Genomic DNA, 21,093 nt, shown 5'->3' on the forward strand with positions numbered 1-21,093 from the left:
TTTTTATGAAGGGCAAGGGGCCTTGTTTGTGGTCCAGTTGATTCGACTTTTCTGGTAACTGGAATAGATGTTGATCTAAGAAAATTGCTGTTGAAATGCTATTTTGCCGAATCGGTTGTGTGCGGCTAAAAATGGAAAAGCTAGTCCTTAAGTACAGTGTGGTTTCGCATATTCCTTACTTATCTTGTTGGTAACTAATGAAGGCCATAGAAGATAAGGAAAGGCACATGGAAGATGCAGTTATTGTAGCGATTGTTGGTGAGGCGTGGATTCGTGATGCCTCTGGAAATACTCGCCATGCAAGAATCGGAGATCGCTTGGATGGTGACTGCGTACTGATCACTGGAGTCGCTAGCTCTGCTACTGTCGATACCGGGAATGGAAGCCTCCCTCTGGTTCTGGAGGCTAGCCAGCAGCTCAGTCTGCCGACATCTCAAGGCGATGCCGAAAACGATGTTTTCGGCGAGCCTCTGGATGAGGAGCAGTTGGATAAACTACTGAACGCCTTGGATTCTTCAAATGATTCTAACAGCGACCTTGCCCCTCAAGCAGGTTCTGTTGGCGCGGGCGGAGGAGGGAACGAGGGGCACGGGTTTGTAAGACTCCTGCGTATCGTGGAGCAAGTCAGTCCTCTGGAGTATGCCTTCAATGGTTTAGTCGGCGATGATATTTCTCCCAGGGCTGGCGGTGCGAATACCCATGACGGGGACACTGAAAATCGTCGTGATGAGACCCCACCTAGGTCTCTAGGTCTGAACGTTGTATTAGATGAAGATGGGTTGCCTGGAGGTATTGCGGGCGGTCCGGAGGATGTGCCAGGCATTGCTGTCTTTGTGACAGGCACACTTGGGTATCGCTTCGGTGCCGATGGGCCTAATGCCAGTCAGGCCTTTACCTGGACCACTGCTGGTCTGCCCAGCGTGACCAGCGGTGGTGAAGCGGTCACCTGGTCGGTGTCCGGCGACGGTCTTACCCTGAGCGGTACCGACGCCTCTGGCAATGCGGTGTTGACGGTTGAGGTCACCAATGTTGTTACCGGAGCTTATGAAGCTACTCTGCGTCAGGGGCTGGATCACAGTGACCCAGCGGTAGAGGATGATATCGATCTTGTTCTTAAGTTTACGATTACTGATGGAGATGGTGACAGTGTCAGTGGCTCCCTCAAGCTGACCGTCGATGACGATATACCGGTAGTGAGCATCACCGGTCCTGACGAAGCCGATCCGGACGGCGGTCTGAGCGGTAGCTGGACGTCTTCCGGCGGTGGCGATGGTCAGGGTGAGGTGGTGATCACCGTGCCCGGCGACACCACCGAGTATGCGCCTGGTGATGACATCACGACCGATGGTGGCGTGCTGGTGGTCAACCCGGATAACACCTGGACCTACACCCCGGACAGCGGTGACGAGGGCGGCGAACTGCCGGGCTTCGTGATCAGCGTGACCGACGGCGATGGTGACGTGGTCACCGGCAGCTACACGCCGCCGTCACCCGACACTGTGCCGACGACTCCGGACTCCGATGGCGATCCTGCCACGCTGGCACCGGTATCGACCCTGGACGAAGACGGTCTGCCGGGCGGTATTGCCGGCGGTATCGAGGACGTGGCCGGCGAAGCGGTCACGGCCACCGGCAGCCTGGGCTATGACTTCGGTGATGACGGGGCGGCCAGCAGCGACGCCTTTAGCTGGAACACCAGCGGTCTGCCCAGCGTGACCAGCGGTGGTGAAGCGGTCACCTGGTCGGTGTCCGACGACGGTCTGACCCTGAGCGGTACCGACGCCTCTGGCGACACGGTGCTGACCGCGGTGGTGACCGACGTGGCCACCGGTGCCTACGAGGCGACCTTGCACCAAGGGCTGGATCATAGCGACGACAGCAAGGAAGACGATATCACTCTGTCGCTGGGTTACACCGTGACCGACAGCGATGGCTCGACGGCGGAGGGTTCGCTCACGCTGACCGTCGACGACGATATGCCGGTGGTCAGCATCACCGGTCCTGACGAAGCCGATCCTGACGGCGGTCTGAGCGGTGGCTGGACGACCTCCGGCGGTGGCGATGGTCAGGGTGAGGTGGTGATTACCGTGCCCGGCGACACCACCGAGTATGCGCCTGGTGATGACATCACGACCGATGGTGGCGTGCTGGTGGTCAACCCGGATAATACCTGGACCTACACCCCGGACAGCGGTGACGAGGGCGGGGAACTGCCGGGCTTCGTGATCAGCGTGACCGATGGCGATGGTGACGTGGTCACCGGCAGCTACACGCCGCCAGCACCCGACACCGTGCCGACGACCCCGGACTCCGATGGCGATCCTGCCACGCTGGCACCGGTATCGACCCTGGACGAAGACGGTCTGCCGGGCGGTATTGCCGGCGGTATCGAGGACGTGGCCGGTGAAGCGGTCACGGCCAGCGGCAGCCTGGGCTATGACTTTGGTGATGACGGGGCGGCCAGCAGCGGCGCCTTTAGCTGGAACACCAGTGGTCTGCCCAGCGTGACCAGCGGTGGTGAAGCGGTCACCTGGTCGGTGTCCGACGACGGTCTGACCCTGAGCGGTACCGACGCCTCTGGCGACACGGTGCTGACCGCGGTGGTGACCGACGTGGCCACCGGTGCCTACGAGGCGACCTTGCACCAAGGGCTGGATCACAGCGACGACAGCAAGGAAGACGATATCACTCTGTCGCTGGGTTACACCGTGACCGATAGTGATGGCTCGACGGCGGAGGGTTCGCTCACGCTGACCGTCGATGACGATATGCCGGTGGTGAGCATCACCGGTCCTGACGAAGCCGATCCGGACGGCGGTCTGAGCGGTGGCTGGACGACCTCCGGCGGTGGCGATGGTCAAGGTGAGGTGGTGATTACCGTGCCCGGCGACACCACCGAGTATGCACCTGGTGATGACATCACGACCGATGGTGGCGTGTTGGTGGTCAACCCGGATAACACCTGGACCTACACCCCGGACAGCGGTGACGAGGGCGGCGAACTGCCGGGCTTCGTGATCAGCGTGACCGACGGCGATGGTGACGTGGTCACCGGCAGCTACACGCCGCCTGGCGTGGACACCGTGCCGACGACCCCGGACTCCGATGGCGATCCTGCCACGCTGGCACCGGTATCGACCCTGGACGAAGACGGTCTGCCGGGCGGTATTGCCGGCGGTATCGAGGACGTGGCCGGCGAAGCGGTCACGGCCACCGGCAGCCTGGGCTATGACTTTGGTGATGACGGGGCGGCCAGCAGCGGCGCCTTTAGCTGGAACACCAGTGGTCTGCCCAGCGTGACCAGCGGTGGTGAAGCGGTCACCTGGTCGGTGTCCGACGACGGTCTGACCCTGAGCGGTACCGACGCCTCTGGCGACACGGTGCTGACCGCGGTGGTGACCGACGTGGCCACCGGCGCCTACGAGGCGACCTTGCACCAAGGGCTGGATCATAGCGACGACAGCAAGGAAGACGATATCACTCTGTCGCTGGGTTACACCGTCACCGATAGCGACGGTTCCACTGCCCACGGCAGCCTGGCCTTGGTGATCGACGACGATATGCCGGTAGTGAGCATCACCGGTCCTGACGAAGCCGATCCGGACGGTGGTCTGAGCGGTGGCTGGACGACCTCCGGCGGTGGCGATGGCCAGGGTGAGGTGGTGATCACCGTGCCCGGCGACACCACCGAGTATGCGCCCGGCACGCCTATCGACACGGGCACCGGTACCTTGACCGTCAACCCGGATAACACCTGGACCTACACCCCGGACAGCGGTGACGAGGGCGGCGAACTGCCGGGCTTCGTGATCAGCGTGACCGACGGCGATGGTGACGTGGTCACCGGCAGCTACACGCCGCCTGGCGTGGACACTGTGCCGACGACTCCGGACTCCGATGGCGATCCTGCCACGCTGGCACCGGTATCGACCCTGGACGAAGACGGTCTGCCGGGCGGTATTGCCGGCGGTATCGAGGACGTGGCCGGCGAAGCGGTCACGGTCACCGGCAGCCTGGGCTATGACTTCGGTGATGACGGGGCGGCCAGCAGCGGCGCCTTTAGCTGGAACACCAGTGGTCTGCCCAGCGTGACCAGCGGTGGTGAAGCGGTCACCTGGTCGGTGTCCGACGACGGTCTGACCCTGAGCGGTACCGACGCCTCTGGCGACACGGTGCTGACCGCGGTGGTGACCGACGTGGCCACCGGTGCCTACGAGGCGACCTTGCACCAAGGGCTGGATCATAGCGACGACAGCAAGGAAGACGATATCACTCTGTCGCTGGGTTACACCGTCACCGATAGCGACGGTTCCACTGCCGACGGCAGCCTGGCGTTGGTGATCGACGACGATATGCCGGTGGTGAGCATCACCGGTCCTGACGAAGCCGATCCGGACGGCGGTCTGAGCGGTGGCTGGACGACCTCCGGCGGTGGCGATGGTCAGGGTGAGGTGGTGATCACCGTGCCCGGCGACACCACCGAGTATGCGCCCGGTACGCCCATCGACACGGGTACCGGTACCTTGACCGTCAACCCGGATAACACCTGGACCTACACCCCGGACAGCGGTGACGGGGGCGGCGAACTGCCTGGCTTCGTGATCAGCGTGACCGACGGCGATGGTGACGTGGTCACCGGCAGCTACACGCCGCCTGGCGTGGACACCGTGCCGACGACCCCGGACTCCGATGGCGATCCTGCCACGCTGGCACCGGTATCGACCCTGGACGAAGACGGTCTGCCGGGCGGTATTGCCGGCGGTATCGAGGACGTGGCCGGTGAAGCGGTCACGGCCAGCGGCAGCCTGGGCTATGACTTTGGTGATGACGGGGCGGCCAGCAGCGGCGCCTTTAGCTGGACCACCAGCGGTCTGCCCAGCGTGACCAGCGGTGGTGAAGCGGTTACCTGGTCGGTGTCCGACGACGGTCTGACCCTGAGCGGTACCGACGCCTCTGGCGACACGGTGCTGACCGCGGTGGTGACCGACGTGGCCACCGGTGCCTACGAGGCGACCTTGCACCAAGGGCTGGATCACAGCGACGACAGCAAGGAAGACGATATCACCCTGTCGCTGGGTTACACCGTCACCGACAGTGATGGCTCGACGGCGGAGGGTTCGCTCACGCTGACCGTCGATGACGATATGCCGGTGGTGAGCATCACCGGTCCTGACGAAGCCGATCCTGACGGTGGTCTGAGCGGTGGCTGGACCACCTCCGGCGGTGGCGATGGTCAAGGTGAAGTGGTGATCACCGTGCCCGGCGACACCACCGAGTATGCACCCGGCACGCCGATCGACACGGGCACCGGTACCTTGACCGTCAACCCGGATAATACCTGGACCTACACCCCGGACAGCGGTGACGAGGGCGGCGAACTGCCGGGCTTCGTGATCAGCGTGACCGACGGCGATGGTGACGTGGTCACCGGCAGCTACACGCCGCCGGCACCCGACACCGTGCCGACGACCCCGGACTCCGATGGCGATCCTGCCACGCTGGCACCGGTATCAACCCTGGACGAAGACGGTCTGCCGGGCGGTGTTGCCGGCGGTATCGAGGACGTGGCCGGCGAAGCGGTCACGGCCACCGGCAGCCTGGGCTATGACTTCGGTGATGACGGGGCGGCCAGCAGCGGCGCCTTTAGCTGGAACACCAGTGGTCTGCCCAGCGTGATCAGCGGTGGTGAAGCGGTCACCTGGTCGGTGTCCGACGACGGCCTGACCCTGAGCGGTACCGACGCCTCTGGCGACACGGTGCTGACCGCGGTGGTGACCGACGTGGCCACCGGCGCCTACGAGGCGACCTTGCATCAAGGGCTGGATCACAGCGACGACAGCAAGGAAGACGATATCACTCTGTCGCTGGGTTACACCGTGACCGATAGCGACGGTTCCACTGCCGACGGCAGCCTGGCCTTGGTGATCGATGACGATATGCCGGTGGTGAGCATCACCGGTCCTGACGAAGCCGATCCGGACGGCGGTCTGAGCGGTGGCTGGACGACCTCTGGCGGTGGCGATGGTCAGGGTGAGGTGGTGATTACCGTGCCCGGCGACACCACCGAGTATGCACCCGGTACGCCCATCGACACGGGCTCCGGTACCTTGACCGTCAACCCGGATAATACCTGGACCTACACCCCGGACAGCGGTGACGAGGGCGGCGAACTGCCGGGCTTCGTGATCAGCGTGACCGATGGCGATGGTGACGTGGTCACCGGCAGCTACACGCCGCCTGGCGTTGACACCGTGCCGACGACCCCGGACGCCGATGGCGATCCTGCCACGCTGGCACCGGTATCGACCCTGGACGAAGACGGTCTGCCGGGCGGTATTGCCGGCGGTATTGAGGACGTGGCCGGTGAAGCGGTGACGGCCACCGGCAGCCTGGGCTATGACTTCGGTGATGACGGGGCGGCCAGCAGCGGCGCCTTTAGCTGGAACACCAGTGGTCTGCCCAGCGTGACCAGCGGTGGTGAAGCGGTCACCTGGTCGGTGTCCGACGACGGTCTGACCCTGAGCGGTACCGACGCCTCTGGTGACACGGTGCTGACCGCGGTGCTGACCGACGTGGCCACCGGCGCCTACGAGGCGACCTTGCACCAAGGGCTGGATCATAGCGACGACAGCAAGGAAGACGATATCACTCTGTCGCTGGGTTACACCGTCACCGATAGCGACGGTTCCACTGCCGACGGCAGCCTGGCCTTGGTGATCGACGACGATATGCCGGTGGTCAGCATCACCGGTCCTGACGAAGCGGATCCGGACGGCGGTCTGAGCGGTGGCTGGACGACCTCCGGCGGTGGCGATGGTCAGGGTGAGGTGGTGATCACCGTGCCCGGCGACACCACCGAGTATGCACCCGGTACGCCCATCGACACGGGCACCGGTACCTTGACCGTCAACCCGGATAACACCTGGACCTACACCCCGGACAGCGGTGACGAGGGCGGCGAACTGCCGGGCTTCGTGATCAGCGTGACCGATGGCGATGGTGACGTGGTCACCGGCAGCTACACGCCGCCTGGCGTGGACACCGTGCCGACGACCCCGGACGCCGATGGCGATCCTGCCACGCTGGCACCGGTATCGACCCTGGACGAAGACGGTCTGCCGGGCGGTATTGCCGGCGGTATCGAGGACGTGGCCGGCGAAGCGGTCACGGCCACCGGCAGCCTGGGCTATGACTTTGGTGATGATGGGGCGGCCAGCAGCGGCGCCTTTAGCTGGAACACCAGTGGTCTGCCCAGCGTGACCAGCGGTGGTGAAGCGGTTACCTGGTCGGTGTCGGACGACGGTCTGACCCTGAGCGGTACCGACGCCTCTGGCGACACGGTGCTGACCGCGGTGGTGACCGACGTGGCCACCGGCGCCTACGAGGCGACCTTGCACCAAGGGCTGGATCACAGCGACGACAGCAAGGAAGACGATATCAACCTGTCGCTGGGTTACACCGTCACCGATAGCGACGGTTCCACTGCCGACGGCAGCCTGGCCTTGGTGATCGATGACGATATGCCGGTGGTGAGCATCACCGGTCCTGACGAAGCCGATCCGGACGGTGGTCTGAGCGGTGGCTGGACGACCTCCGGCGGTGGCGATGGTCAAGGTGAGGTGGTGATTACCGTGCCCGGCGACACCACCGAGTATGCGCCTGGTGATGACATCACGACCGATGGTGGCGTGTTGGTGGTCAACCCGGATAACACCTGGACCTACACCCCGGACAGCGGTGACGAGGGCGGCGAACTGCCGGGCTTCGTGATCAGCATGACCGACGGCGATGGTGACCTGGTCACCGGCAGCTACACGCCGCCTGGCGTGGACACCGTGCCGACGACCCCGGACTCCGATGGCGATCCTGCCACGCTGTCACCGGTATCGACCCTGGACGAAGACGGTCTGCCGGGCGGTATTGCCGGCGGTATCGAGGACGTGGCCGGTGAAGCGGTCACGGCCACCGGCAGCCTGGGCTATGACTTCGGGGATGACGGGGCGGCCAGCAGCGGCGCCTTTAGCTGGAACACCAGTGGTCTGCCCAGCGTGACCAGCGGTGGTGAAGCGGTTACCTGGTCGGTGTCGGACGACGGTCTGACCCTGAGCGGTACCGACGCCTCTGGCGACACGGTGCTGACCGCGGTGGTGACCGACGTGGCCACCGGCGCCTACGAGGCGACCTTGCACCAAGGGCTGGATCACAGCGACGACAGCAAGGAAGACGATATCACCCTGTCGCTGGGTTACACCGTGACCGACAGCGATGGCTCGACTGCGGAGGGTTCGCTTACGCTGGCCGTCGACGATGACAGTCCGACTATCACTATGTCGGTTGATGGAGGGGCCAAGAGTGTAGTGGAAGGTACCGTCATTACCGGTAAATGGTCATACGACCCTGGAGCCGATGGAAGTGCCAAGGAAATTGTAGGTAGGGTGCCGACGGAAAACGGATTCCGTGTCTTTGCACTGGGCGAAGAGGTGGTGACAGAAACAGGAACCTTAGTGGTGGATGCCGACGGAACTTGGACATTCACTGCGTTGCCGGGACTTGACCAAACCACGAAGCCAACTCTCGAATTTACTCTGGAGCGTCCGGATGCCGACGGTGATGTCGCGGCCAACACTCTGATAGTGGATATCATTGATGGTTCGGTACCGGTCACGCCAGACTCTGACGGAGATCCGGATACGGGGTCAGCTGCGGTGACGGTGGACGAGATGAAGCTTTCAGGAGGAAGCGATAGCGCGACGACCAATCTTGCTTTTGATTATGGCCCTGATGGCGCAGCTGAGAACGAGGCGTTCAAATGGGATCTCAGTACCCTGGACAGCATTACCAGTCGTGACAAGCCGGTCGTTTTCACTGTCAGCGACGATGGCATGTCGGTGTTCGGCGAGGCCGATGGTACTCGGGTGTTGACCATTACCCTGACAGATGCCTCCCAGGGCGATGTCAGCGTGATGTTGTCAGATCCGATCGATCATCCCACTGACGGTGGCAACGACCTGACATTGACGGTGGGTTACACCATCACTGATAAAGATGGGTCGCAGGCGAATGGTGTGCTTGATGTCACGGTCCTTGATGACGGCCCCTCTATCGGTGTCATTGACCTCGGTAGAAGTGCAGTGAGGCCGCAGGCCTTGCTGTTAGAAGATGAAGAGCCACTACTACCTGTGGAGCTTGCGGCTGAGCTAGAGGATGAACCCAGCTATAGCGCGTTGGTGGCGATCGATGAGGAGGGTGTGGCTCTCGATATCGGCGAGCTTCTGGATGATCTAGACCACCTCGAGGGCGGTGAACAGGTTCTCGCCGTGCCGAACGGCGGTGATACTGTCTTGCATGTCAAACTCGATGGAGGTCTTAGCCAAGATGGCAGCAATGCGGATCTACAGGTAACTCTGCCAGGTATCGCGATGGAAGGGGATAGTGATGCCTTCCTTGCCAGACTATTGGAGTCTTCGCAGACAGGCATTGAATAAAGGCTAAAGGCCTTACAAAGAAAGCGCTCGGCCTCGGAGGCCGGGCGCTTTTTTTTGTGGAGGGACAAGCGTGGAATGAGACTGGAAACCATCGATGTAGAGTAGGGGAGGGAGGCGGCTTCCCTCACCCTGATAACTCGATGAACCAAGCATTAGACGGATAGTGGCCTGCGCCTACAGGAGGGTCGTGACGAAATGGCCGCCACCGATACCGAGTGCTGCTGTTACACTACAGATAGACGTTGAATCATATGCGACACCATCCGGCTTGAGTGATCGGCTGCCTGGATCAGGAACTCCTCGAACGACAGGTGATTGTCTCCTTGTCCGGCAATGTCCGACAGCGCGCGAATCACGACGAAGGGGCACTGGTAGAGGTGGCAGGTTTGGGCGATGGCAGCGGCTTCCATCTCGGCTGCCAGCATGGCAGGGAAGCGAGCGCGGGTCCGGGCGACCAGATCGGGGCATGCCATGAACACATCCCCGGTGGCGATCAGCCCTTCAGTGACGTTGACTTCACCCATGGCTTCAATGGACTCTCTGGCAACAGCGACCAACCGTGCGTCGGGAAGGTAGGCCGCCGGCATGCCTGGTACCTGGCCCGCTTCATAGCCAAACACCATCGCATCGACGTCGTGGTGCCTGACTTCACGTGAAATCACGATATCGCCAATCGACAGGCCCTCTCCAAAGCCGCCGGCGGATCCGGTGTTGATGACCGCCTCGGGCGCATACTGTTCCAGCAGTTGGGTAGTACCCACCGCAGCATTGACCTTGCCAATTCCCGATTGCAGCAGGACAACGTTCATACCGTGCAGGCGGCCCGTGTGAAAGGTAGAGCCCGCATGCGACCTGGTCTCCCTGTCCTCCAGTTGGGAGGCAAGCTGCGCGACCTCTTGAGCCATGGCCCCGATGATTCCGATGCGTTGCATGGTAGTCCTTAGTCGTTTGTTCCAATAAAAGGGGATGCGTTGCCAGGAAGTCGGGGCCTGCGTATTCAGCTCATGCAGCACAGACCTTGCTATCGAGCGCTGGGCGAGGGGGCACGACACCTGCTCCCCAAGCCCTTGAGCGAGTCTGCGGTCTCTTCCTGGGCCCGTAAAAGGTGCGCTCAGCCGTCGTTAGCGGTCTGGCCGTCGTGGATATCGGCTGCCATTAACGTATTTTCCAGCAAGCTTGCCACGGTCATAGGGCCAACGCCGCCGGGCACGGGGGTGATGTGAGCGGCTCTGCGTGCCGCCTCCTCGAAGTCAACGTCTCCGACAAGACTGCCGTCATCCTGACGATTGATACCCACATCGATGACGATGGCGTCGTCGCGAACCCATTCGCCTTTCACCAGTCCCGGCTTGCCAACGGCGACCACCAGCAACTCAGCGCTTCGAACGTGCTGCTCCAGGTCACGGGTGAAACGATGGCAGACGGTCGTGGTGCAGCCTGCCAGCATGAGTTCCAGCGCCATGGGGCGTCCGACGATGTTGGACGCGCCAACAACGGTGGCATTGAGACCGCGTACCGACAGGCCGCTATGATGGAGGAGGGTCATCACCCCTTTGGGTGTGCAGGGGCGCAGAAGCGGCAGACGTTGAGCCAGTCTGCCCAGATTGTAGGGATGAAAGCCGTCCACGTCCTTGCTGGGCAAGATGCGCTCCAGAATGGGCCTGGCGTCGAGGTGTTCGGGGAGCGGAAGTTGAACGAGGATGCCGTCGATGGAGCGATCCGCGTTGAGCTGGTCCACCAGGGACTCCAGCTCCTGTTGGCTGGTGGATGCAGGCAACGCGTGCTGAACGGAGGAGATGCCAGCCTGCTCGCAGGCACGATGTTTATTGCGCACATACACATGGGAGGCGGGATCATCGCCGACCAGAACCACTGCAAGGCCTGGCGTCCGCCCGCCGGCTTGGCGGCGTGTCTCGACTTGGCGAGCAACCTGCTGGCGGACGGTGGCGGCAATGGACTTGCCATCGATGAGCTGGGCGGACATTGGCTTCCCTCAAAGTACGAATGAATGGGCGGTGGAAGGAGTGGGCACGGATTTTCGCATGCCGGGGCGGTCAGGCAAAGCAGAAGCCCGTTGGTGGACAGGAAAGTTCAACTAGCGTGTTGACTTGTCAGGAAAGTTCCGTAGAATACGCATCGCTCGCCGGGACAGCTGAAACGGTTTCGGCAGCATTGCAACAGGTCGTCGGGGTGTAGCGCAGTCTGGTAGCGCGCCTGCTTTGGGAGCAGGATGTCGGGGGTTCGAATCCCTCCACCCCGACCACAAGCGATTGTTTAGAAAAGGTTTTTCTTGGCTTTCGGGTTGTGGTTAAGATTTCGGTTGTGTAGAATGCGCCCATAGCTCAACCGGATAGAGCAACGGCCTTCTAAGCCGTAGGTTGCAGGTTCGAGTCCTGCTGGGCGTGCCAGCAAAGCGTGGCGCCTGGTTAGGCTTGGGTTTGATCTGTAGTGCTTGTATGTGGTGGATGTAGCTCAGTGGTAGAGCCCCGGATTGTGGCTCCGGTGGTCGTGGGTTCGATCCCCATCATCCACCCCACTCCATGCATTGCGGTGAGCCTTGAATCTGTCGTCTAGCGGGAAGGTTGCTGGTTGCGCTGGTGTCTGGTTGTAGATGTGAAGCGTTCAGGTTGTGGTGGATGTAGCTCAGTGGTAGAGCCCCGGATTGTGGCTCCGGTGGTCGTGGGTTCGATCCCCATCATCCACCCCACTCCCTGAAGCGCGCAGAGTGGTCTCTAGAATATGTCGTTATCGCATCAGCTGACTGCCAAAGGGTAGGTCGGCTTTTTTTGTTGTTGCCTTCTTTGCTCTTTCCTTCCTTGAACATCGACCATCTAGCTCTCTTGCGAGCTCGGCCTTCTGTGGTTTAGGGGGCTGCCGCGAGGAGGGATTGCGCGATTGCCCTTGTAAATTGTCCGAAAAGCCCCATCTAAAGGGCGTTGGCGCTTGCCAGTGCCCTGCGGGATTCTTAGAATCTCCCTTTTGACGTTTTCACAGTTTCAGTACGCCCCCAGTCGGTAGAGGATTTTTCATGCAAGTTTCCGTCGATACGACCTCCCAGATCGAACGCCGCATCAACGTCCAGGTGCCGGCCGCCGAGATTGACGAGGCCGTCGCCGCCCGTCTTAAAGACGCTGCCAAGAACGTTCGTCTCGACGGTTTCCGCAAAGGCAAAGTGCCAATGTCCGTCATCCGCCAGCGTTACGGCAGCGATGTTCGTAACGAAGTGGTGGGCGAAGTGATGCGCGAGCGCTATGTCCGCGCCATCACGGATGAGAAGCTCAATCCGGCAGGCTTCCCGCAGATCGAGGCCAAGGTCAACGAAGCCGGCAAGGATCTCGAGTTTACCGCAGTGCTCGAGGTGTATCCGGAGTTCGAGCTGTCCACCATTGAAGGTACCGAGGTAGAGCGTCCGGTCGTTGAGGTGACTGACGCTGACGTGGACGAGATGATCGAAACCCTGCGCAAGCAGAACGCGTCCTGGGATGAAGTGGAACGCGCTGCTGAAGACGGCGATCAGGTGAATATTGATTTCCAGGGCTTCCTGGGTGACGAGCCCTTCGAAGGCGGCAGTGCAGAGGGCCACGATCTCGTGTTGGGGTCAGGCAGCTTCATTCCTGGCTTCGAAGACCAGCTGCAGGGTGCCAAGGCGGGTGAGGACAAGGTCATCAACGTGACCTTCCCCGAGGACTACCAGGCCGAGCAACTGGCGGGCCAGGAAGCTACCTTCAAGGTCAAGGTCAATGCCATCAAGGGCCAGGCGCTGCCTGAGGTGGATGCTGCCTTCATCGAAAAGTTCGGAGTCGAAGGCGACGACGTCGATGCCTTCCGCGCCGAGGTCAAGAAGAACATGACGCGTGAAGCTGGCCAGGCGGTGGAGAACCGCGTGAAGCAGCAGGTGCTCGAAGCGCTGAAGCAGGCCAACGACATTCCTGTTCCCGATGCCCTGGTGCAGCAGGAAGTGGACGGCCTGAAGCGTCAGGCAGCCCAGCAGTTCGGCCTTGGCGAAGACTTTGATGTCAGCCAGCTGCCGAATGAGCTGTTTGCTGATCAGGCGCGCAGCCGTGTTCAGGTCGGACTGTTGCTGGCTGAGGTGATCAAGGTCAACGAGCTCGAAGCCTCTGATGATGAGATCAAGGCCAAGGTTGAAGAGCTCGCTCAGCAGTACCAGGATCCGGAGCAGGTCGTTGAGTACTACATGGGCAATGAGCAGATGAAGACCCAGGTCAAGTCTGCACTGCTGGAAGAGAAGGCGGTCGACAAGCTGCTCGATCAGGCGACGGTCAAGGACGTGGAAATGTCCTACCAGCAGGCTCTCGCTGCGGCACAGCAGCAGCCGGGCGAAGAGGCAGAAGAGGGCGAGGACGCCTAAGCGTCTTGCCGAGCCGGCCCGATCGGGCCGGCTTTGTCGTTTTGCCACACACGGATGCGAGGACACATCTCCATGAACACCGAGTTCGATATACATGCTGCTGGCGGCCTAGTGCCCATGGTGGTCGAGCAAAGCGCTCGCGGCGAGCGCGCCTACGACATCTACTCGCGCTTGCTCAAGGAACGGGTGATCTTCCTTGTGGGGCCTGTAGAAGACTACATGGCCAACCTGCTGGTGGCGCAGCTGCTGTTCCTTGAGTCCGAGAATCCCGACAAGGACATCCACCTCTACATCAATTCTCCGGGTGGATCGGTTACCGCCGGGATGTCGATCTACGACACGATGCAGTTCATCAAGCCCGACGTGTCGACTGTGTGCATCGGACAGGCCGCCAGCATGGGTGCCCTGTTGCTGGCCGGTGGTGCCGCAGGTAAGCGCTACTGCTTGCCCAACTCGCGCATGATGATTCATCAGCCGCTGGGTGGCTATCAGGGGCAGGCGTCGGACATCGAGATCCACACCCGTGAAATTTTGGGGATCCGCGAGCGACTGAATCAGATCCTGGCACACCATACGGGCCAGGATATCGAGACCATCGCCAAGGATACCGATCGCGACAACTTCATGAACGGAGCACAGGCTGCCGAGTACGGCCTGATCGACGCAGTGCTGGATAAGCGTCCTGCATCCTGATAGCGTGATAGCTTGCGCGATGACTACGTGATTACCGGTGGCCCTGCGGGGCTGCCGCTGCCAGAGAGGTACGCGAATGGCCGACGGCAAAGGCAAGGACGACAACGGTAAGCTTCTGTATTGCTCATTCTGTGGCAAGAACCAGAATGAAGTGCGCAAGCTGATTGCCGGTCCGTCTGTATATATCTGCGATGAGTGTGTCGATCTGTGTAACGACATCATTCGCGAGGAAGTTCTCGATGCCGATGCCGAGAGCGACGAGGAGCGTCTGCCCGTTCCACGCGAAATTCGACATACTCTCGATGACTACGTGATCGGTCAGGACCGCGCCAAGACGGTGCTGTCCGTGGCCGTCTATAACCACTACAAGCGTCTTCGTCATAGCGGCAAGGACGACGTGGAGCTCGGTAAGTCGAACATTCTGCTGATTGGTCCTACCGGCAGCGGCAAGACGCTATTGGCCGAGACGTTGGCGCGCCTGCTCAACGTGCCGTTCACCATCGCCGACGCCACCACCTTGACCGAGGCTGGCTACGTCGGTGAAGACGTCGAGAACATCATTCAGAAGCTTCTGCAGAAGTGTGATTATGATGTCGACAAGGCTGAGCGCGGTATCGTCTACATTGATGAGATCGACAAGATTTCTCGAAAGTCCGATAACCCGTCCATCACTCGCGATGTCTCCGGTGAAGGTGTCCAGCAGGCCTTGTTGAAGCTGATCGAGGGCACTACGGCCTCGGTGCCACCCCAGGGTGGTCGGAAGCATCCGCAGCAGGAATTTCTCCAGGTGGATACCGGTAACATCCTGTTCATCGTTGGCGGTGCGTTCGCCGGTCTGGACAAGGTGATACGTGATCGCGCCGAGACCGGTGGCATCGGCTTCAACGCTGAGGTCAAGAGCAAGGACGAGTCCAAGGGAGTGGGTGACCTGCTGCTTGAGGTTGAGCCCGAGGATCTGGTCAAGTTTGGTCTGATTCCCGAGTTCGTCGGACGTTTGCCGGTGATTGCCACCCTGACCGAGCTGACCGAGGATGCGCTGATACAGATCCTCACGGAGCCCAAGAACTCTCTGGTCAAGCAGTATGCTCGCCTGTTCGATATGGAAGGCGTCGAGCTGGACTTCAGAGAGGACGCCCTGCGCGCAGTGGCGCACAAGGCGATGGCTCGCAAGACCGGAGCACGTGGACTGCGCTCTATCCTCGAGTCCGTATTGCTTGACACGATGTATGAGATTCCCTCCCTTGAGGGCGTCAGCAAGGTGGTCATCGACGCGTCTGTCATCAGTGGCGAGAGCGATCCGCTGCTGATCTACAGTCAGAGCGAAGATACCGAGGAAGCCGCGCGGGTGGATGGTACCGACGGCTAACCTGCCGCTGTCGACTCGCGACGCCGACAAAGGGGCCGCTGATGCGGCCCCTTTGTCTGCCGGGCCTGATATCCGGGCATGGTCTCAAGGGCATTGTCTTAGGTGATTGTTCCAGGAGATGTGTCCTGCGAGCCTAGTCTTTCGCTTTCTGGTCGACGGGCTACGACTGCCGGTGGCAGGTATCACAGCATTCCGGCAGGTGTTTCCCCTTGCAATACCTCGGGGGTGCCCCCATCCCTCAGGTTTCACCCGCTAAGTTTGAGGAACGTCTGCGATGCAGCAGAACGCCGAACAGACTATGAGTCTGCCCCTTTTGCCACTGCGTGACGTAGTGGTATACCCGCAGATGGTCATCCCGTTGTTTGTCGGCAGAGAAAAGTCGATCCAGGCACTGGAAGCTGCCATGGCGGATGACAAGCGGGTCCTGCTGGTTGCTCAGCGCGAGGCCAGCAAGGACGATCCGGACAACGAAGACCTGTTCGCCATTGGTACCGTTGCCGAGATCATGCAGTTGTTGAAGCTGCCCGACGGTACTGTGAAGGTCCTGATCGAGGGTGAGTCTCGCGCAGACATTCGCGACATCTCCCTTGCCGAGGACGGCCACTCTCGGGCTGAGGTCGTGTTGCGCTCCAGCGAGCCACTGAGCGAGCGCGAGCAGGAATCGCTGGTACGCGTGCTGCTCAATCAGTTCGAGCAGTACGTCAAGATGTCGAAGAAGGTACCCAACGAGGTGCTGAATTCACTGTCTGGCATCGAAGATCCCAGCCGGCTTGTGGACACCATCTGTGCCCACCTGTCGTTGAAGATCGGTGACAAGCAGGAGCTGCTCGAAATGGATCGCGTGCGCGATCGTATCGAGCACCTGATGGCACTGATCGAGGCGGAAATCGACCTGCTGCAGGTCGAGAAGCGTATTCGCTCGCGCGTCAAGGACCAGATGGAGAAGTCCCAGCGCGAGTACTATCTGAATGAGCAGATGAAGGCCATTCAGAAGGAGATGGGCGAGCTCGAGAACGCGCCGAATGAGGCGGACAAGTACGAGCAGGCCATCAAGGATTCCGGTATGCCGAAAGAGGCTGCCGACAAGGCCAACCAGGAGCTGGGCAAGCTGCGCATGATGTCGCCGTCCTCCGCCGAGGCGACGGTGGTGCGCTCTTATCTCGACTGGCTGGTCTCAGTGCCCTGGAAGAAGCGTACGCGGGTCAAGCACGATCTGCTGAACGCGCAGAAGGTTCTGGATGAAGACCACTATGGTCTTGATGAAGTGAAGGAGCGCATTCTTGAGTACCTCGCGGTGCACAAGCGTGTGAAGAAGCTGAAGGGACCGGTGCTGTGTCTGGTTGGGCCGCCGGGTGTGGGCAAGACCTCCCTTGGCAAGTCGATCGCTCGAGCCACCAATCGTAAATACGTGCGCTTGGCACTGGGCGGCGTGCGTGACGAGTCCGAGATTCGTGGCCACCGCCGTACCTATATTGGCTCGCTGCCTGGCAAGCCCATTCAGCGTATGGCCAAGGCAGGGGTGAAGAACCCGCTGTTCCTGCTTGACGAGGTCGACAAGGTCGGTATGGATCACCGCGGTGATCCGGCGTCGGCACTGCTCGAAGTGCTTGATCCCGAGCAGAACAACGCCTTCAGCGATCACTACCTCGAGCTCGACTACGACCTCTCTGAGACCCTGTTCATCTGTACCGCGAATTCGATGAACATCCCCGGGCCGCTGCTCGACCGGATGGAGGTGATTCGCCTGCCGGGCTACACCGAGGACGAGAAGCTGGCGATTGCCACCCGTTACCTGGTGCCCAAGCAGCTTGCTGCCAATGGCTTCAAGGAAGACGAGCTGGTGTACAGTGAAGCGTCGCTCCTTGAGCTGATCCGCTACTACACCCGCGAGGCAGGTGTTCGTGAGCTGGAGCGGCAGATTGCCAAGGTCAGCCGCAAGGTGCTGCGTGAGCGTCTCGAGAAAGAAGGCAAGGAAGGGGCGCTGGGCTCCCAGACGCTGGCGGCAGAGGATATCGAGACTTACGCTGGCGTGCGACGCTACAGCTACGGTCTGGCCGACAAGCAGGATCAAGTGGGGCGGGTGACCGGCCTTGCCTGGACATCGGTAGGCGGCGAGCTGCTCAACATCGAGTCGGTAGTAACGCCTGGCAAGGGGCGCATCAACAAGACGGGCTCCCTTGGCGATGTGATGAAAGAGTCCGTCAGTGCTGCCCAGACCGTCGTCAGGGCCCGTGCTGAAGCGCTGGGGATCGATCCGGAGCGTTTCGAGAAAGAAGATCTGCATATCCACGTGCCTGAGGGAGCGACTCCCAAGGACGGTCCCAGTGCTGGCATCGCCATGGTCACCGCGATGGTGTCCGCCTTCTGTAATCGTCCTGTGCGCTGTGATGTGGCCATGACGGGCGAAGTCAATCTCCGTGGCGAAGTCATGCCTATCGGTGGGTTGAAGGAGAAATTGCTGGCCGCCAGGCGTGGTGGTATAAAGACGGTGCTAATACCGGAAGAGAACCGCAGAGATCTCAAGGAAGTCCCTGATAACATCAAGGACGCCCTGACGATTCATCCGGTTCGCTGGATTGATGAGGTGTTGGAGGTCGCGCTGTCAAAAAACACGGATCATAATTCCGATGATTCGGTTTCGACGGATTCGACTGCAACTCACTCAATGGTCAGTACACACTAGTGACATTTTTTCCATGATTCCGGCCTGGAAATGCCGGAATCATGCGGATTGGCAAGGAAGGTTGCTTGACAGGTCTTTCGTCGCATTGCTATAAATTGTCGCCATGCTGCGATCGTGCCTGTCGGCCAAAAAATCGCCGTTTTGTATCTTTTTCTGTAATAGTCAAGGGGTGAAGTGTGAACAAGTCCGAGCTGATTGATGCCATTGCCGCGTCTGCCGATATTCCGAAGGCTGCTGCTTCCCGTGCGCTGGATGCCATGGTCGAGTCCGTGACCGAAACCCTGAAGAAGGGCGACAGCGTTTCACTGGTTGGCTTCGGCACCTTTTCCGTCAAGGATCGTGCCGCACGCACCGGTCGTAACCCGCAGACGGGTCAGCCGATCGAAATCAGCGCTGCCAAGGTGCCTAGCTTCAAGGCCGGCAAGGCTCTGAAGGATTCCGTCAACTGATTGACGAGTGACTGGCCCTGGGCCAATCCTCGCAACGTTGACACGAGCGTAGTGTCATCCGCTGACACTTCTCTCGCCAAGGGCGCATCGCTATCGCGGTGCGCCTTTTTCATGAGTTTGGGTGTGGTACCTTGACCGTTGTTGCCAGGCCAAGCGTAACCCCCAACCTTTCGCAGAGGCTTTCATGCTGCAGAGTATTCGCGACCGATCCCAAAGTTGGATCGCAAAGATCATTATCGGGGCCGTGGTCGTTACCATGGCGCTGTTCGGCGTAGAGTCGCTGATCGGTTTGTTTGGCCAGTCCGGTGACGAAGTGGCCAAGGTCAACGGCCAGCCAATCAATCGTCAGCAGGTCGAGGTTAACGTTCAGCGTGCCATGCGGGCCAACCAGGTGCCGGCTGACCAGGAGAGAGCGCTGCGTCGTGAGGTGCTTGAAGGGTTGATCAGCGATCGCCTGATGATCAGCTACGCGGAGTCCGGTGGTCTTGCGGTGTCCGACAATCAGCTGGATCAGCTGATCGTCAGTCGCCCCGAGTTTCACAATGCCGATGGTCAATTCGACCAGGAGCTATTCCGTCAGCGCCTTGCCAGTGTTGGGTATACACCGCTGTCGTTCCGCGAGCAGCTGAGCCGAGACGTGATGCGTGGCCATATTCAGCAGGGGTTGATCGCCAGCGACTTCACCTTGCCCGCTGAGCAGCAGCGTCTTGCCCAGTTGCAGCGTCAGACGCGTACCTTCCGCTATCACACCATGGATGCCAGTGAACTGGACCAGCAGGTCAGCGTCAGTGATGCTGAGATGTCTGCCTATTACAGTGAGCATCAGCAGGACTTCCTGCGCCCTGAGCAAGTCCAGCTTGCCTACGTGCTGCTTGATCAGGAGGCCATGGCGGCGGACGTGGAGGTCTCCGAAGACGAGCTCCGCGCGGCATGGGAAGCCAGCGCCGAAAACGCGGACCGTCGCGTTTCTCACATCATGGTGACGTTTGGTGACGAGCGCACGCGGGATGAAGCCGAAGCGAGAATCGCCGACGTGCAGTCGCGTCTGGCTCAGGGAGAGGATTTCGAGACCCTGGCCGCAGAGTTTTCCGATGACACCACGACCAGCGATGCCGGCGGTGACCTGGGTGTCATCACCCGCGGCATTTTTGGTGATGACTTCGAGCAGGCGGCCTTTGCCCTTCAGCAGGGCCAGGTATCTGACGTGGTGGAAACCGACAATGGTCTGCACCTGATCAAGGTGACGGAGCTGGACCGCCCTGACTTCGAGCAAGAGCGTGATCGACTCCGTGATCGCTTGGCTCAAGAGCAGGTCAGGGACGACTTCAACGACAAGGCTCAGCAGCTGATCGACGAGAGTTTTGCCGCAGATGATCTGCAAAGCGTAGCGGACGCCATCGGGGTGGATCTGGTCACCACGGACTGGGTCAGCCGCGATAGCGCCGAGGGCGTGTTGGCGGAGCCCGGCGTCATGGATCAGGCGTTTTCCGAGGAAGTGCTGGACGAAGGCTTCAATAGTGAAGTCATCGAGTTGGACGGCTCGCGTCGCCTGGTTCTGCGGGCGCTGGATCATCGCGATGCCACCACGCTGCCGCTGGAAGAGGTCAGCAGCGACGTCGAAGCGGCCGTTCGTGGCGCCAAGACTCGTGATGCGCTGATCGATTTGGCATCCGAGCGTGTTGCTCAACTGCAGGGCGGGCAGTCGCTGGAACTTGATTGGCAGCAGGCTGATGCGATCAGCCGGCAGGACGCGCCCAGCGTGCCGGACGCCGTGCTGACGACGGCCTTCAAACTGCCTCATCCCCAAGAAGGTGGTGTCGTTTACGGTCGTGCAGTGGATGGTGATCAGGTCACCCTGATAGCGCTAGATGCCATCGGCGAAGCACAGGGCAACCCGCAGATGGAGCAGTTTGTCTCCAGCATGGCCGAGCGCCTTCGCGCCCAGGCGATTCTTGATGGGCTGCTCAGCCACCTCGAGGAGGTGGGCGATATAGAGCGCTATTGAGCCAAGGTGGTGGGAGACGGGTGATACGGCCCCCGCCGCGACG

General features: G+C 60.8%; 9 protein-coding genes, 4 tRNA genes and 1 pseudogene. 12 read left to right on the plus strand and 2 right to left on the minus strand.

Annotation, left to right across the window (positions count from 1 at the left end; all coding sequences use genetic code 11):
• Positions 1-227: 227 nt before the first annotated feature.
• Both KUW18_RS19980 and KUW18_RS14325 read left to right on the plus strand, forming a co-directional pair.
• Positions 228-638: pseudogene (locus KUW18_RS19980) on the plus strand (retention module-containing protein); the annotation flags it as partial.
• A gap of 195 nt (positions 639-833) precedes the next feature.
• Positions 834-9,485 carry a DUF5801 repeats-in-toxin domain-containing protein gene (locus KUW18_RS14325; protein WP_261396702.1) on the plus strand — a complete coding sequence of 2,884 codons (8,652 nt, stop codon included), beginning with the start codon at positions 834-836 and terminating at the stop codon, positions 9,483-9,485.
• A gap of 224 nt (positions 9,486-9,709) precedes the next feature.
• Here KUW18_RS14325 and mtnN read toward each other — a convergent pair whose 3' ends face one another.
• Both mtnN and folD read right to left on the minus strand, forming a co-directional pair.
• Complete coding sequence (mtnN, locus tag KUW18_RS14330) at positions 9,710-10,417, minus strand: 5'-methylthioadenosine/S-adenosylhomocysteine nucleosidase (RefSeq protein WP_222561731.1); 708 nt, start codon at positions 10,415-10,417, stop codon at positions 9,710-9,712.
• 179 nt (positions 10,418-10,596) lie between these two features.
• Positions 10,597-11,469: a bifunctional methylenetetrahydrofolate dehydrogenase/methenyltetrahydrofolate cyclohydrolase FolD gene (gene folD / locus KUW18_RS14335; protein ID WP_206939061.1), complete on the minus strand. Its 873-nt coding sequence runs from the start codon at positions 11,467-11,469 to the stop codon at positions 10,597-10,599.
• A 202-nt stretch (positions 11,470-11,671) separates the two neighbouring features.
• On the opposite strand from folD, the gene KUW18_RS14340 reads away from it, so the two are divergent.
• From KUW18_RS14340 to KUW18_RS14385, 10 genes are all read left to right on the plus strand, one after another.
• Positions 11,672-11,748, plus strand: a tRNA-Pro gene (locus KUW18_RS14340).
• Between the two features lie 68 nt (positions 11,749-11,816).
• Positions 11,817-11,893 (plus strand) — tRNA-Arg (locus KUW18_RS14345).
• Between the two features lie 53 nt (positions 11,894-11,946).
• A tRNA-His gene (locus tag KUW18_RS14350) sits at positions 11,947-12,021 on the plus strand.
• Positions 12,022-12,117: 96 nt separating this feature from the next.
• Positions 12,118-12,192 (plus strand) — tRNA-His (locus KUW18_RS14355).
• A 321-nt stretch (positions 12,193-12,513) separates the two neighbouring features.
• Complete coding sequence (gene tig, locus KUW18_RS14360) at positions 12,514-13,854, plus strand: trigger factor (protein ID WP_222561732.1); 1,341 nt, start codon at positions 12,514-12,516, stop codon at positions 13,852-13,854.
• A gap of 54 nt (positions 13,855-13,908) precedes the next feature.
• Complete coding sequence (gene clpP, locus KUW18_RS14365) at positions 13,909-14,547, plus strand: ATP-dependent Clp endopeptidase proteolytic subunit ClpP (protein WP_374107016.1); 639 nt, start codon at positions 13,909-13,911, stop codon at positions 14,545-14,547.
• A gap of 76 nt (positions 14,548-14,623) precedes the next feature.
• On the plus strand, positions 14,624-15,913 hold the full coding sequence (clpX, locus tag KUW18_RS14370) for an ATP-dependent Clp protease ATP-binding subunit ClpX (protein WP_206939049.1): 1,290 nt from the start codon (positions 14,624-14,626) through the stop codon (positions 15,911-15,913).
• A gap of 274 nt (positions 15,914-16,187) precedes the next feature.
• A complete protein-coding gene (gene lon / locus KUW18_RS14375; protein ID WP_222238555.1) occupies positions 16,188-18,596 on the plus strand; it encodes an endopeptidase La in 2,409 nt (802 codons plus the stop codon).
• 176 nt (positions 18,597-18,772) lie between these two features.
• Positions 18,773-19,045, plus strand: a complete 273-nt coding sequence (locus KUW18_RS14380) for an HU family DNA-binding protein (RefSeq protein WP_206939045.1) — start codon at positions 18,773-18,775, stop codon at positions 19,043-19,045.
• A gap of 184 nt (positions 19,046-19,229) precedes the next feature.
• Positions 19,230-21,050, plus strand: a complete 1,821-nt coding sequence (locus KUW18_RS14385; RefSeq protein ID WP_222561733.1) for a SurA N-terminal domain-containing protein — start codon at positions 19,230-19,232, stop codon at positions 21,048-21,050.
• Positions 21,051-21,093: the final 43 nt, after the last annotated feature.

The sequence above is a fragment of the Halomonas sp. DP5Y7-2 genome, from assembly GCF_019802025.1.
Lineage (GTDB): Bacteria > Pseudomonadota > Gammaproteobacteria > Pseudomonadales > Halomonadaceae > Halomonas > Halomonas litopenaei_A.